This is a genomic window from Mycobacterium sp. (assembly GCF_032159565.1).
Lineage (GTDB): Bacteria > Actinomycetota > Actinomycetes > Mycobacteriales > Mycobacteriaceae > Mycobacterium.
In genome coordinates, this window is sequence record NZ_JAVHWR010000005.1 from 1 (window position 1) to 14,913 (window position 14,913).

A 14,913-nucleotide genomic window follows, 5' to 3' on the forward strand; every position below is an offset into this window, starting at 1 on the left:
AGACAGCCAGCGCGACCAACAGCGTCTTCGCACTGGTGCTGGGGATGCTGGCATTCCTATACCTCATCTCGACAAGTCTGGTGCTCAGTGCCGAAATCAATGTCGTGCGGGTCAAGGGGCTATATCCACGAGCCCTGCTGACCCCGTTCACCGACAACGTCGAACTCACCCCCGCCGATCGACATACCTATAGCGCCCGGGCGAAAGCCGAGAGGGCCAAAGGTTTTGAACAGGTCGATGTGTCGTTTGATCAACCCGACTCTGCGTAGCCCCATCAGGGCGACCAGCCGCTGGCGGCCGTCGTTTATCGGACTTCGCGTCCGTTCAGCGCGACACCGTCATCAGTCAATCTCGCACGTAGACAGGACAAATCGGCCACGATCACATCGGCGTTCGCCACTTGGTGGGCAGTGTGGGTGGTGGTGACTGCCACGACTCGCGCGCCGGCGGCCAATCCCGCGGCGATACCCGCGGGCGCGTCCTCGATGACCACGCACTGCCTGGCTACGAAGCCCAACGCGGCGGCCGCCTGCAGGTAGCCTTCCGGGCTCGGCTTGCCGACGGCGACATCTTCGGCGCAAATCATGGTCTCGGGAATCGGTAGTTTCGCCGCCGAAAGTCGACCAGCCATCAGGTCTCGCTCGCCCGACGTCACCGCGGCCCACCGCCGAGGAGGCAGAACATCGAGGAGCTCTTGCGCGCCGGGCAACGCCGTCACGCCGTCGAAATCAGCCAACTCCAGTGCCTGCAGCCGAGCCACCGCGACAGCCAGCTGCTGCGGCGTGACGAACTCCGCCACCGTGTCCTGTGTGCGCCGGCCGTGACAGACCCGCAGTACTTCTTCCGCGTCGACGCCGTATTCCCGTGCCCAGGCGCGCCAAGACCTTTCGACGACAGGGCTGGAGTCCACCAACGTCCCATCGATGTCGAACAGAATCGCCCTGGCGTGCAACATGGGCGCACCCTATGTCAGGCGTCATCAGCGGGCGAGAGCCCACCGCTCACCAGTGGGTCACCTCCCGTCGCCTCGTCCGCGAAGGCTTCGTTGATTTCTTTCGGGCCGAACGGCCAGGTGTGCTCCCCCTTGGCATAGATGAGGAAAGCGATGCAGCCGATGAAAATCCAGCCCACGGACAGGCCGATCGAGAGCCAGGTCGCTGACACGTAGATGTAGACCCAGCCGACCAACGCGAGGATCGTCGGCACCGGATATAGCCACTGGCGGTACGGGCGCACCAGATTCGGTTGCCGGCGGCGCAGGACGACAATCGCGGCGACCTGGGCCAAGGACTGGATGATGACCAGGGTCGCGACCGCAGCGTTGATCATCGTGGTCAGCGTGAACAACGAGCCGATGATTGTGATCACACCCATGGTGAGTACACCGGCAGTGGGCAGGTTCAGTTTCGGGTGCAGCCTGCCAAAGACGGGGAGAAACACCTTGTCTCGGGCGGCTTCGAACGGGACGCGGGACCCGCCGAGTAGGCCGGCGAAGACCGAGCCGATGGCCGCCACAACGATCAACACGGTAATCACGCGCGCAGTGGCCGACCCCCAGGCTTGCTCGAGTACCGCGGAGGCGACGGACGTCGCGTTCTTGATCTCGTCGAGGGGGATTGAGCCGAGGACGCCAACCTGCAGCAGGAAGTACAGGCTCATGATGCCGAGGATCGAAATGACGATGGACCGCGGGATGGTCCGGCTCGGATCGCGCATCTCGGCGCCCAGGTAGGCAGTCGTGTTATACCCGAGGTAGTCGTAGATCGCGATGATCAGCCCCGCGCCGAGTCCCATCCAGAACGTTCCTCCGCTGAAGCTGAACGCGCCGGGAGTGAAGGCGAACGCTTGTGCGCCGCTGAAGTGTGAGAATGCCGCGGCGATCGTGCTGAGCACCGCGACCAACATGACGACGAACAGCACGGTCGTCAGCTTGCCGATCTGGCCGATCCTGCGGAACAACGCCGCCATGACCATCAGGGTGATGCCGACGCCTATGAGCTTGCCCAGGAGGGTATTTCCAGAATCGGAGGTAACGCCGGGAATCAGATAGCCGAGGTACTGAATCAGGCCGATGATTCCGGTGGACATGATCAGTGGGATGAAGAGCACCGCGCTCCACACGAAAAGGAACGGCATGAGCCGGCCGGTGCGGTATTGGAACGCTTCGCGTAGGTAGATGTAGGTCCCACCGGCGCCGGGCATGGCGGCGCCCAGTTCGGCCCAGATGAGCCCGTCGGCGAGCGCCAGAAGGGCGCCGATGACCCAGCCGAACATGGCCTCCGGGCCGCCGATCGCGGCCACCATGGCGGGGATGGTGACGAATGGGCCGATGCCGCACATCTGGGTCATGTTGATCGCAGTCGCCTGAAGCGGACCGATGCTGCGTTCGAGCGCGGGCTGCGGGGACCCCGCAGCCATGGCCGGTGTCTCTGGTGAGCTCACGACGCACCTCCGTGGGTTTTATTCGTTAGGAAAGTTTCTTAACATAGAACTGGCGGAGGTGGAAGAGTTTGTAGAATCCGGCGCCGACGGGAATGGAGGTGGCGGTGGAAAGCCACACTGCGCCGCAAGCGGGAACGCCGGCGAGCATGCGCGCCCTCAACCAGCGACTCGTACTGAATCGGCTGCGAGAGCATGGTGAGGCAACGCGTCCCGAGATCGCGGGTAAGGCCGGCCTCTCCAAACCGACGGTGGGCCAAGCGCTTCTGGATCTGGAGCAGCGTGGCCTGGTGCGCGCAATAGGTCGGCGGGCGGATCGTCCCGGCAGGGCCGCAGTCGTCTACCGGACCTCTCCGGACGCAGGCCACATCGTCGGCGTCGACGTCGGGCGCCGGGTGGTTCACGTCGCGGTCGCCAACCTGGACGGGGCGATAGTGGCCCGCATCGAGCAGACGAACCGCAGCCGCTCAGGGGCCACGTTGGTGCGAACCGTCGCGGAATGCGTTGACCGTGCGGTTGCCGAGGCCGGGCTCGCCCCCGACGACATCGTGGTTACCGTCCTCGGGACCCCAGGCATCCCTGACACGGCGACGGGCACTGTATATCGAGCGCCGAATCTGCCCGGCTGGGAACGGCGTGGCCTGCTGCACGAACTCTTGACGCTGCTGGGATCGAACGGGTCGACGGTGATTGTCGAGAACGACGCCAATCTGTGCGCGGTCGGTGAGCATGCGCGCGGCGTGGCGCAGGGCGTAGGCGTGGTGGCGTGCCTGACCGTCGGCACGGGAATCGGAATGGGAATCCTGGTCAACGGCAGACTGTTTCGCGGGGCGCACGGCGCGGCCGGGGAGATCGCGGATTTGCCCTACGGCCGTGTTCCGGCGGGCGTGGCGGCTCACCGGCCAGGTCCGGTCGAAGTCGTGGCGGCGGGCGACGCGGTCGTGTCGGCTGCCCGCGAGGCGGGACTCAACCTGTCGTCGGCGAAGTCAGTTTTCGACGCGGCTCGCGGCGGTGACAAACGCGCGGTGCGAGTGGTTGCGGACGAAGCGTCAAAGCTGGCACGGGTCGTCTCGGTGGTGACCGCCGTGCTTGACCCCGGGTTGATCGTGCTTGCAGGGGGTATCGGTCGCAACGCCGACCTGCTTGCCGGTCCGATCCGCCAAGAGCTCGCCGCGACGATTCCGTTGGTTCCCGACATCGTCGGAGGACATCTGGGTGACGACGCCGTCCTCGTCGGCGCTATCGCAACGGCGATGGACACAGCGTGGGATTTAGTGTTTGACCGCCGCGTCCTGGGCCGAGCCGCAAGCGAGGCGTGACTTCACCGGAGTCATCGCAACGACAGAAAGTGAACGATGGAAGTCATCATCAGACAGCACGAGCAGGAATGCGGCGTGACTGTTGCCGACATCTTCGACCGCGCGGTGCGATCGGGCTCCACCACACTCGGTTTGGCTACGGGTTCCTCGCCCCTATCGGTGTATCAGGATCTTATACGTCGGCATCGCGAGGAAGGCCTGATGTTCAGCCGAGCCCGGGCGTTTCTGTTGGACGAGTATGTCGGTCTGCCTCCGAGTCATCCGCAGTCGTATGCGCACGTCATTCGGGCGGAGTTCACCGACCACCTCGACATCGACTCTGCGCACGTGCACAGTCCCAATGGGGTGGCCGATGACATCGTCGCTGCAGCAGAACAATACGACGCCTTGATCACCCGGTTGGGGCCTGTCGACGTCCAGCTACTCGGCATCGGGGCGAACGGGCACATCGGGTTCAACGAGCCCGGTTCGTCACTGGGCTCACGTACCCGCGTGGCGACGCTGACGGAGCAGACCCGACAGGACAACGCCCGGTTCTTCGAAAGCGTCGACGAGGTGCCTCGTCATGTCATCACCCAGGGGCTGGGTACGATCAGCGCTGCCAGGCACCTGGTCCTCATCGCGACGGGGACCCACAAGGCCGCTGCCGTTGCCGCGGCGGTCGAGGGACCGGTGACCGCAAGCTGCCCGGCTTCGGTGCTGCAACTGCATCCTCACGTCACGGTGGTCGTCGACGAGACAGCGGCATCCCGGCTCGACAACGCCGACTTCTACCGGTACGCGATGAGACATCCGCCGCCGCAACGAAGTACCGATGTATAGGTGACACGCACGATCGGCGCTACAGGTCAGAGGAGCGCACTCAGTAGGTCATCGATCGCCTGAAAGTCCCCGGCGACGCTGAGTCGCCCTTGGGCTTCGGCCAATTGTCGCGATTCGCCGTCGATGATGAGCGCTTTGAACGTGGCCGGGTCGGTGTAGATTGCCGCGTCGAAGTCTGGAGGTTCTGTCCTTGAGATCGACAGCCTGCCCTCCTCGATGGCGACCGTGAAGACATCGCCATCGATGCCGACGAGAATTGTGCCCGCCAGCGTCGGCGCCTTGGCGGCGTCGAAGTGAGTCTTGAGCGCAAGCATAAGGGCATCGATGCTGATCCTCACTTCCTCAGCGTCGAGGGGCAGCGCCTGTCCCCATTCGCCGAGCATAAGCAGTACACCTTCAAGTTGCTGTCCCCATTCAGTGAGCTCGTAGACCCACACTGAGGCGGGGCGACCGAGGCGACGCCGGCGAATGACATGAGAACTCTCGAGCTCCCGAAGCCGCTGTGACAGAACGTTCGGACGTACGGTGGCGAGCCCGGACTGCAAGTCGCCGAAGCGTTTCGGGCCGAAAAGCAGTTCGCGGACGATCAGGAGCGCCCACCGCTCCCCCACAACATCGAGGGCCCGCGCGGTAGCGCACGCATCCCCGTAGCTGCGCCGATCCAATTCGGTCCTCGGCGCGCCCCTTCTTGGTCCGGTCGCCACACGGCCAGGCTAGCACGAGAATAGTTATTCGAAAGTTGGCACTTGTTTTTTGCAACTAGAAAGTTTTAATGTGCAAGTGAGGCGCAGACGGCGCTTCCCTGAGGAGGAATGATGATTCTGGTTACCGGAGCCGCGGGATTAACCGGCTCGGCCGTTATTCGCGAGTTCGCCCGTCAAGGCTTGCCCGTGAGGGCGCTCGTACGACAGCCTGCCCAGGCGGCGCAATTCGAAGGACTACCAACCGTCGACGTGGTAACTGGCGACATGCTGTCTCCCAGCACCCTCTCGTCCGCCCTCGACGGGGTCGACCGCTCCTTGATGATCTCCACCGCAGGAGTGCAGATGATGGACACTCAATGCACATTCATCGAGGCCGCCAAATCAGCTGGCGTCCAACACATAGTGAAGATCGCGGGAATTGACTCCGGCATCGGCTTCGACCCCTATGCATTCCGGGCGGGCCGCTGGCATGCATACGTCGAGCGCTACCTCGAAGGCTCCGGGATCGGTTGGACTCACATCCGTCCGGTGCAGTTCATGCAGTTCTACTTGCCCAACACGGTGACCGGTGTCGACCCGATCAAACGCGAGCTCGTGATGCCAATCGGAGACAGCCAACTTTCTCCCGTTGACATAGACGACATCGCTGAGGTTGCTGTCGCGCTTCTGCACTCGCAGGGCCATGAAGGCAAGCGGTACTTCATGACTGGGCCCGAGGCGCTGACGATGACCCAGATCGTCGACCGAATCTCCCTGGCCACCGGCACCCCCTTCGCCTACCGCGCTGTCTCACTGGACGAGAAGCGCCGCCAGCTCGCCGCCGCCGGATTGCCGCCCGATGCCCTCGACCTGCTTGACGAGCTGTTCAGCGAACGCGCGAGATGCGTCAAGTCGTACGTAGACGTCAGCACACACGAGAGGTTCGGCGTCGAGCCGACCAGCTTCGCCCAGTTCGCCCGGCAACACGCGGCCGAATTTCTACCTAGGCAGGCCGCCAACGTCAGCTGATGGATCTGGCGCCACCAGTTCGAGGCCGCATCTTCGTTCCTACGAGAAACCTCACGACTTCGAGCTCTGGGCGGAGCCGATGGAAGCCAGCGGACCTCCGAACGAAATCGGCCGCGCCATGGATACCGAAATTGGGCCGATATCTTCGTCAAGGTGGGCGCCGATCCCGACGGGGTCCACCGCAGCTTCCTCAAGCGCTCTGCACACAAAATCGCGCCTCTGCATGGACAGTCAGAGATCACCAAGCCTTGCGATCCTGACATGCCGGTTAAAGGCCCTCTGCTGCGCCAGTTTTCGACGATTGCGCGTCGGCAGGTACGGCTGATCCTTGCTGACCGCGGCTACCTCGCGTTCCTGACGCTGGTGCCGTTCATCCTTGGCGTGCTCTCGCTGGCGGTCTGCGGAAAAGTTGGGTTCGGCGTCCCCGATCCCCTCGGTGACGCGCCGAACGAACCGGGTCAAATCCTGGTGTTGCTCAACGTCGGCGCGATCTCCATGGGCATCGCACTGACCATCCGAGATCTGATCGGAGAGCGGGCGATCTTTCGACGAGAGCAAGCCGTGGGCCTGTCCACCGGTGCGTACCTGCTGGCCAAGATCGTGGTGTACCGCGCGGCCGCGGCGATCCAGTCGGCAGTCTTGGTCGCGATCGTCATCAGTGGCAAAGGCGGGCCGACGCAGGGCGCTGTTCTACTACAGAGTGCGAGCGTCGAGTTGTTCGTTGACATCGCCGCGACGTGCGATGCATCGGCCATCCTGGGGCTGCCGTTGTCGGCAGTGGCACGGTCCAACGAGCACATCGTGCCGTTGCTGGTGGTAACAGTGATGGCGCAATTGGTGTTCTCCGGCGGCTTGATTCCGGTGACCAACCGCATTCTGCTCGATCCGATGTCGTGGGCCACGCCTGCTCGATGGGGATTCGCAGCGTCGGCGTCGACGGTCGACCTGACGTCCCTGGTGCCGGCGCAGCTCGCCCCGCGGGATTCGCACTAGACGCACACCACTCCCGCATGGGTCTTCGACATGGCCATGCTCGTCATGCTCAGCATCTTCTTTGCCGTTTTCGTGCGGTGGAAGATCAGGCTGGTCCGCGGCGTGAACGGCTGGCGGTATCGCGGCCGTGTTCGGCTCCCGGGATTGTCGCCGGAGAACAAAAGCCCTACCCATCTTCATTGTCCGACGACGGTGTCACGGCTCACTTGCCTGCCTAGCGTTGCCACCCATCACACACTTCGTTGTTATAGAGGAGCACCCATGACCCTGCGGGACCTGCCAGAACTGCGGGCGGCAAAAGACCCTGACGCGCCCGCCGTCGCCGACGACAACATCAGCCTGAACAACCGCGAGTTCATGGAGGCCGTGCGGCGCGCCAGCGCGGCGCTCCACCGCCATGGGGTGGCGGACGGTGACGTGGTGGCGGCGATGCTGCCCAACACCACCGCCCTCGTCGTTACTCTGTTCGCCGCCTGGCGGCTGGGTGCTGCGGTCACGCCGATCAATCCGGCGCTGCAACCGGTGGAAGTCGGCTATCAGCTCGCCGATGCTGACGCCAAGGTGTTGATTGTCGACACCGTGCCGAGCTTCGATACCGGCGATCGGGCGGTGGTCACCGCAAGCGAGTTGACGTCGACACCGGCCACCGGGCCGCTGCGGCCCGCGCAACTTGCCGACGACGGGCTGGCACTGCTGATCTACACAAGCGGGACCACGGGTCGGCCCAAAGGCGTCATGCTGGATCACTGCAATCTGATCGCCATGTGCCGCGGCGTCATCGACGCGTTCACACTGACCAGCGCCGACCACAGCCTGCTGATCCTGCCGTTGTTCCACGTCAACGGGATCGTGATCAGCACCCTCGCGCCACTTCTGGCCGGTGGCAGGACAACGATCGCCGGCCGATTCAGCCCGAAGACGTTTTTCGACAGAATCGAACAAAGCGGTGCGACGTATTTCTCAGCCGTACCAACGATTTATACGATCCTGAGTGGTCTGCCCGCGGAGGTTAAGCCCGACACGTCTTCGGTGCGGTTCGCCATCTGCGGTGCCGCTCCGGCCAGCATCGAACTGCTCGAGCAGTTCGAAAGCCGCTACGGCATCCCGATCGTCGAGGGATACGGGTTGTCCGAAGGGACATGCGCAAGCACACTGAATCCCCTTGCCGGGCAGCGCAAGGCCGGCACAGTGGGACTCCCTTTGCCCGGCCAGACCATTCGGGTGGTCGACTCGAACGGCGCGCCGGTGAGCTCTGGTGAAGCGGGAGAGGTCGTCATCAAGGGGCCGAACCTGATGCGTGGCTACCTCAACCGCCCCGAAGAAACCGAGAAAACCATTGTCGACGGCTGGTTACACACCGGCGACGTCGGGCGCTTCGATGAGGACGGCTACCTGGTGCTCGTCGACCGTGCCAAGGACATGATCATCCGCGGCGGTGAGAATATCTACCCCCGCGAGATCGAAACCGTGGTTCACCAGCTGCCGGAGATCGCCGAAGCTGCCGTCGTCGCCCGGTCGAATCCCGTCTACGGCGAGGAGCCGGTGTTGTTCGTCTCACTGCACCCCGACAGGCAGCTCGGAGTGGACGTGATCCGCGCGCACCTCGCTGACTCGCTATCAAAATACAAACGGCCCGTTGACATCACGATCCTCGATGACCTTCCCAAGAACGCCGTCGGCAAGATTGCCAAACCCATATTGCGACAACGGCTCACCCCAACCCACTGAACCGACAACTACTCAAGACAGAGGAGAAATGAAATGGGCTTTACCAAACCGGGTCTGCCCAACGTCGATCCGGATACCTTCCTGCAGAAGCCGCTCATGGAGCGGATGCGAATCCTGGCGCTGAACTGGGGCGAGAACGGGTTCGGATCGCCCAAGATGATCCACACCGTCTACATCGCGAAATTGGTGCTTTTGTACGCCTTCGGTGGCGTCGTCATCGCGACGCTGACTTCTGGGCTTCCCGCGTTTTGGCATGTCTCCGAGTGGTGGAACCAGCCGATCGTGTACCAGAAGGCCATCCTGTGGACGGTGCTGCTCGAAGTCATCGGTATCGCAGGGTCGTGGGGACCGCTGGCCGGCAAAGTGAAGCCGATGACCGGCGGAATCCTATTCTGGGCGCGTCCGGGAACCATCCGACTGAGGCCGTGGAAGTGGATGCCGTTCACCACCGGCGACAGGCGAACCTGGTTCGACGTCACACTCTATGTCGCACTACTGGTCAGCGTCGTAGTTCCGCTGCTCTCGCCTGGTGTGCACAGTGATTCGCTGTCGCGGGTGATGCCAGCCAACACTTCCGGTTTGGTCAGCCCTGCACTGCTGATCGCGCCGATCGCGCTCCTGGTGGCGATGGGATTGCGCGACAAGACCGTCTTCCTCGGCGCACGCGGTGAGCAGTATCTACCAGCACTGGTTTTGTTCACCGTGCTGCCATTCGTCGACATGATCATCGCGCTCAAGCTGCTAATCGTGGTCGTCTGGGTTGGTGCCGGGGTGTCGAAGTTCGGCAAGCACTTCGCCAACGTCATCCCGCCGATGGTCAGCAACAGCCCGTCGATGCCGTTCAAATGGATCAAACGTGCCCACTACCGCGACTTCCCGCGCGACCTGCGGCCATCACGCATCGCCGACATCATGGCCCACGTCGCGGGAACCACAGTCGAGATCATCACCCCGATGGTTCTCCTCTTCTCGACCGACAAGTGGCTGACGGTGCCGGCAGTGGTGCTCATGGTCGCGTTCCACCTGTTCATCGTCTCGACGTTCCCGCTGGCAGTCCCGCTGGAATGGAACGTGCTCTTCGCCTACGCCAGCGTTTTCCTGTTCCTCGGGTTCCCGGCTTGGGATGGCTACGCGGTGACAGACATGTCCTCGCCGTGGCTCACAGCGCTGATCGTGGCCGCGCTGGTCTTCTTCCCGATCCTGGGCAATTTCCGCCCCGACAAGGTGTCGTTCCTTCCGTCGATGCGGCAATATGCCGGCAACTGGGCCTCGGCGGTATGGGCCTTCACTCCGGGCGCGGAGGCCAAGCTGAACAAGGTCACCCGCACCGCGAAGAACCAGGTCGACCAGTTCGTCGAGTTCGGCTATGAGCCACAGTGGGCCGAAATCACGATGCAGTCGACGATCGCGTGGCGCACCATGCACAGTCAGGGCCGAGGCCTGTTCTCGGTGCTCTTGAAGACCCTGCCCGACATCGACACCCGCACCGTCCGCGAGGCGGAGTTCACCTGTAACTCACTGATCGGGTTCAACTTCGGTGACGGGCACCTACATAACGAAGACCTCATTGCAGCCGTGCAGCGCGAAGCGGCCTTCGAACCGGGCGAGCTCGTCGTCGTCTGGGTCGAGGCACAGGGCTGGGGCAGCAAGGTCCAGCACTACAAGGTGATCGACGCGGCGCTTGGAGTGATCGAGCGTGGGACGTGGAAGGTGGCCGACGCGGTCGCGGAGCAGCCGTGGCTGCCCAACGGCCCGATCCCCACCGAGGTCACCTGGTCGCTCGTCACCGAACGGGACCGCGTGGAACCGACCTTGAACCGGGGTAAGCGCAACAACGGTCATGGAGCGCTCGCATGAGCACCACCGCAATCGTCGTGGGGGCCGGGCCGAATGGCCTGGCTGCCGCGGTGACGCTCGCCAAGGCAGGAGTGCAGGTCACTGTGTTAGAAGCAGCCGACGAGATCGGCGGCGGCACCCGCAGCAGCGAGGCGCTCATCCCCGGCCTGCTGCATGATCATTGTTCCGCGATCCATCCGATGGCCGTCGGTTCGACTTTCCTCAACGATTTCGGTCTGGATCGCTACGGGCTGTCATGGCGCCTACCCGAGATTGATTGTGCCCACCCGCTCGACGACGGCACCGCCGGTGTGCTCTACCGCTCGGTCGGGTCCACCGCTGACGGACTCGGCGCCGACGGGTGGAAGTGGCGAGCGTTGTTCGACCGACCGTCGAAGAGCTTTGACGCGCTCTCCGAAGACATCATGGGGCCGTTGCTCCGAGTGCCGCACCACCCACTGGCGCTTGCCCGGTTTGGTGCGCCGACTGTGCTGCCGGGTTCTGCCCTGGCGCGATGGTTTCGTACCGACGTGGCGCAGGCGCTGTTCGGAGGCGTTGCAGCGCACGCCTTCCGGCCGCTGCATTATCCGATGACGTCGGCCATCGGGCTCGGGATCATCACCGCCGGACATCGCCACGGGTGGGCAGTTGCGTCCGGGGGGTCGCAATCGATCACCAATGCGATGGCGGCACTGTTGACCGACCTTGGAGGCAAGGTCGAAACCGGCACGCGCATCGAGGCGGCGTCACAACTTCCGCCCGCCGACGTGACGATGTTCGACTTGGCGCCGGAAGCCGTCGCGGCCATTCTCGGCGATCGTCTACCGCGACAAGTCGCACGCGCCTACCGCCGATTCCGCCGTGGCCCTGGGGCGTTCAAGGTCGACTTCGCCGTCGAGGACGGTGTCCCCTGGACCAACTCTGAAGCCCGCCGCACAGGCACGGTGCACGTTGTCGGCCCCTTCGCCGAACTCGCCGCGACCGAACGCTACATCCACGCAGGGCGCATGCCGGAGCGGCCTTTTGTCCTTGTCGGACAGCAATATCTGGCCGATCCCAAGCGATCCGTCGGCAACACTCATCCGGTGTGGGCCTACGCGCACGTTCCCAACGGCTACGCCGGTGACGCCACCGCGGCGATCATCGACCAGATCGAGCGGTTCGCGCCGGGGTTCCGTGACCGCATCGTCGGCCACACCGTCCGCTCGACAACGCAGATGGCCTCTTACAACGCCAATTTCGTAGGCGGCGACATCATGACGGGCAGCAAGGACATCCGCCAACTCAGCTTCGGACCACGAATCACGCTGACGCCCTACCGCGTCGGCATACCGGGCATGTACATCTGCTCGGCAGCCACGCCACCCGGCCCCGGCGCGCACGGCATGTGCGGCTACAACGCCGCACAGACCGCGCTCGCACATCTAACACACTGACCACAACCACCACCCCTCACCAAGGAGATTTGCATGACCGCCATTGACACCTCGTTCGATTTGTTCATGCTGACCGACGAGCACCACGAACTGCGCGCCGCGATTCGCGCGCTCACCGAGCGCGACATCGTGCCGCACGCGGCTGATTGCGACGAACGAGAACGATTCCCGCAGGAAGCCCTCGATGCGCTCAACCAGTCCGGCTTCAATGCCGTCCACGTCCCGGAGGCCTACGGCGGTCAAGGAGCCGACGGTGTGGCCACCTGCATCGTTGTCGAAGAGGTTGCCCGCGGATGCTGCTCCTCTTCGCTGATTCCGGCAGTGAACAAGCTCGGCACGATGGGGCTCATCCTCGCCGGTTGCGAAGACCTCAAACAGAAGGTTTTGCCTGACATCGCGAACGGCGCAATGGCCTCGTACGCACTGTCCGAGCGAGAGGCCGGATCGGATCCGGCAAGCATGCGCACCCGCGCCCGCGCCGACGGCGATGGATGGATCCTCAACGGCACCAAGTGCTGGATCACCAACGGCGGCAAGTCCACCTGGTACACCGTGATGGCTGTAACCGACTCCGATGAAGGCGCCAACGGTATATCCGCGTTCATGGTGCACAAAGACGACGAAGGGTTCAGCGTCGGCCCCAAGGAACGAAAAATGGGTATCAAAGGCTCCCCAACCGCCGAGCTGTACTTCGAAAACTGCTACGTAACCGGCGACCGGATAATCGGCGAACCCGGATCCGGCCTGAAGACGGCGCTGAAGACACTCGACCACACGCGGCCCACCGTCGGCGCGCAGGCTGTCGGCGTCGCGCAGGGTGCTTTAGACGTGGCGGTCGCGTACACCAAGGATCGCAAGCAATTCGGCAAGTCGATATCCAGTTTCCAGGCCATCCAATTCGAACTCGCGGACATGGCGATGAAGATCGAGGCGGCAAGGCTGATGGTGTACACCGCGGCGGCTCGGGCACATCGGGGCGAGACCAACCTCGCCTTCATCTCGGCGGCCGCCAAGTGCTTCGCGTCGGACGTTGCGATGGACGTCACCGAGTCGGCAGTACAACTGCTCGGCGGTGCGGGGTACACCCGTGACTTCCCGGCCGAGCGGATGATGCGCGACGCCAAAATCACCCAAATCTACGAAGGCACCAATCAAATTCAGCACATCGTGATGTCGCGCGCCCTATTGGCCGGCTGAGCCAGAATCAGAACCGGTTCCTCTGACTCACCGGGGCGGTTCACGTTGGTCATGGAACGTGCGGGCGCCGGGGCTGGCCGACAGAGCGCATAGGCACATTTATCGATGGCGTCATACAAGCGGTTGTTTCGCACGTCGCGGGCCAGTTCTCAGGTCACGGCGAACAATTTTCTTCTCACGTTTGCCTCACGAAAGTGGCGAATCTTCAGCCGCCCGCTGTACTCGCGTTCATCGCCCCGCCACTGTCAGCAGGATCTTGCCGCCACGGAGCTGATGCGACACCGCGTCCTGGATGTCCTCGAGGGGGTACACGCCCGCCACCGGGACCACGAGGGCGCCGTCGGCTACCAGCGGTGCCGCCTCACGAATGACAGGCACCACCTTGTCGCGGTAGTCGAAGTCGCCGACAAAGAATCCGTGGACCGTGAGGTGCTTGCCGACCAGTGCCAGGGTGTCGACCCACATGGGTTCGCCACTGGCCCAGGAATAGCTGACCAACCGTCCACCGTCGGATAGCAATTCGAGCAGCCGCGCCACCACTGGACCACCCACGGAGTCCACTGCCAGCGCCACTCGCGCGTCGCCGATCACTGCTCGAACATCGCCGACCGCATCGGGGTCATCGGCGTGGACCACGTCGGCCCCGGCTGCTGTCAGCTCGGCCAACGTTGCGTCGTCACGGGCCAGGTTGATCGTCTTCAGTCCACGAAGTTTGGCTAGCGCGATCAATGACCGCCCCACACCGGAGTTCGCGGCGTTCTGAACCACCCAGTCACCGCGGTGCAGGGAGGTGTATTCACTGAGCATCAACCCTGCTGTCGGGGGGTTGCTGCCCAGCATCGAGTACTGCTCGATGTCGCCGGCGGGGAGTGCGAACAGGCCGTCGGCGGGCACGACGAGCCGCTCACGCCACGCACCGGCATACAGGGGTAGCACGACCAGATCGCCGACCTGAAGTCCATCGACCTCGGCGCCAGTGGCAAGCACGCGGGCGACCCCCTCTGCGCCGGGTATGTGGGGCAGGGGTGGTCGCGCCAGCACGCCGCTGACAACCAGTAGGTCGTGTTTGTTCAACGGCGAGAGCTCAACGCTCACCAGAACCTCATGCGGACCCGGTGGCGGCGGCTCCTCGATGTCGACGACGCGGATCGCCTGTGCGGGGTCGCCGAACTGTTCAATCTGGATGGCGCGCATATCAATTCCTCTCCATCGAGGGTTAGGCGGCTGTGTGAGCCTGCCTAACGGATACGGTATATCGGCTAGGCTGGTTATTTTTGACAGCAGTTATCGCCGAATTCGGCGTCGCTGCGTGTTTCGATGGCCTTGACGCTGTGGACGAATGCCTTCCGTAATACGCCCTTGCCGATCGTTGCGAGTACGGCCGCCAGGAAGCGTCCCTTGAAGTTCTTGCCCTCGCGGACTATGACAACG

At 63.6% G+C, this 14,913-nt stretch carries 11 protein-coding genes and 2 pseudogenes; 9 read left to right on the plus strand and 4 right to left on the minus strand.

Annotated features, from left to right (window positions below):
* Positions 1–269 (plus strand): annotated as a pseudogene (locus tag QOC76_RS00585) (ribonuclease BN); the annotation flags it as partial.
* Between the two features lie 35 nt (positions 270–304).
* On the opposite strand, the gene QOC76_RS00590 reads toward QOC76_RS00585, so the two are convergent.
* Positions 305–955: an HAD-IA family hydrolase gene (locus tag QOC76_RS00590; RefSeq protein WP_526353086.1), complete on the minus strand. Its 651-nt coding sequence runs from the start codon at positions 953–955 to the stop codon at positions 305–307.
* Between the two features lie 14 nt (positions 956–969).
* Positions 970–2,442, minus strand: a complete 1,473-nt coding sequence (locus tag QOC76_RS00595) for an amino acid permease (RefSeq protein WP_526353088.1) — start codon at positions 2,440–2,442, stop codon at positions 970–972.
* 104 nt (positions 2,443–2,546) lie between these two features.
* On the opposite strand from QOC76_RS00595, the gene QOC76_RS00600 reads away from it, so the two are divergent.
* Positions 2,547–3,758: an ROK family transcriptional regulator gene (locus QOC76_RS00600; RefSeq protein ID WP_526353090.1), complete on the plus strand. Its 1,212-nt coding sequence runs from the start codon at positions 2,547–2,549 to the stop codon at positions 3,756–3,758.
* Positions 3,759–3,794: 36 nt separating this feature from the next.
* On the plus strand, positions 3,795–4,580 hold the full coding sequence (gene nagB / locus QOC76_RS00605) for a glucosamine-6-phosphate deaminase (RefSeq protein WP_526353092.1): 786 nt from the start codon (positions 3,795–3,797) through the stop codon (positions 4,578–4,580).
* 26 nt (positions 4,581–4,606) lie between these two features.
* Here nagB and QOC76_RS00610 read toward each other — a convergent pair whose 3' ends face one another.
* Positions 4,607–5,284, minus strand: coding sequence for a winged helix-turn-helix transcriptional regulator (locus tag QOC76_RS00610; RefSeq protein ID WP_526353094.1), 678 nt, complete (start codon positions 5,282–5,284; stop codon positions 4,607–4,609).
* 111 nt (positions 5,285–5,395) lie between these two features.
* On the opposite strand from QOC76_RS00610, the gene QOC76_RS00615 reads away from it, so the two are divergent.
* The 6 genes and pseudogenes from QOC76_RS00615 (at position 5,396) to QOC76_RS00640 (ending at position 13,482) form a co-directional block, all read left to right on the plus strand.
* Complete coding sequence (locus QOC76_RS00615) at positions 5,396–6,292, plus strand: SDR family oxidoreductase (RefSeq protein ID WP_526353096.1); 897 nt, start codon at positions 5,396–5,398, stop codon at positions 6,290–6,292.
* Positions 6,293–6,571: 279 nt separating this feature from the next.
* Positions 6,572–7,378, plus strand: a pseudogene (locus tag QOC76_RS00620) (ABC transporter permease); the annotation flags it as partial.
* A 168-nt stretch (positions 7,379–7,546) separates the two neighbouring features.
* Positions 7,547–9,013 (plus strand): class I adenylate-forming enzyme family protein, encoded by a 1,467-nt coding sequence (locus QOC76_RS00625; RefSeq protein WP_526353106.1) that lies wholly within the window; start codon positions 7,547–7,549, stop codon positions 9,011–9,013.
* A 33-nt stretch (positions 9,014–9,046) separates the two neighbouring features.
* Positions 9,047–10,870, plus strand: a complete 1,824-nt coding sequence (locus tag QOC76_RS00630) for a DUF3556 domain-containing protein (protein ID WP_526353098.1) — start codon at positions 9,047–9,049, stop codon at positions 10,868–10,870.
* A complete protein-coding gene (locus QOC76_RS00635) occupies positions 10,867–12,285 on the plus strand; it encodes a phytoene desaturase family protein (RefSeq protein WP_526353100.1) in 1,419 nt (472 codons plus the stop codon). Before QOC76_RS00630 ends, QOC76_RS00635 begins: the two co-directional genes overlap by 4 nt.
* Positions 12,286–12,318: 33 nt before the next feature.
* A complete protein-coding gene (locus tag QOC76_RS00640) occupies positions 12,319–13,482 on the plus strand; it encodes an acyl-CoA dehydrogenase family protein (protein ID WP_526353102.1) in 1,164 nt (387 codons plus the stop codon).
* Between the two features lie 228 nt (positions 13,483–13,710).
* Here QOC76_RS00640 and QOC76_RS00645 read toward each other — a convergent pair whose 3' ends face one another.
* The gene (locus QOC76_RS00645) at positions 13,711–14,676 is read right to left on the minus strand and encodes a zinc-dependent alcohol dehydrogenase family protein (RefSeq protein ID WP_526353104.1); all 966 of its coding nucleotides are present in this window, start codon (positions 14,674–14,676) and stop codon (positions 13,711–13,713) included.
* Between the last annotated feature and the right edge of the window lie 237 nt (positions 14,677–14,913).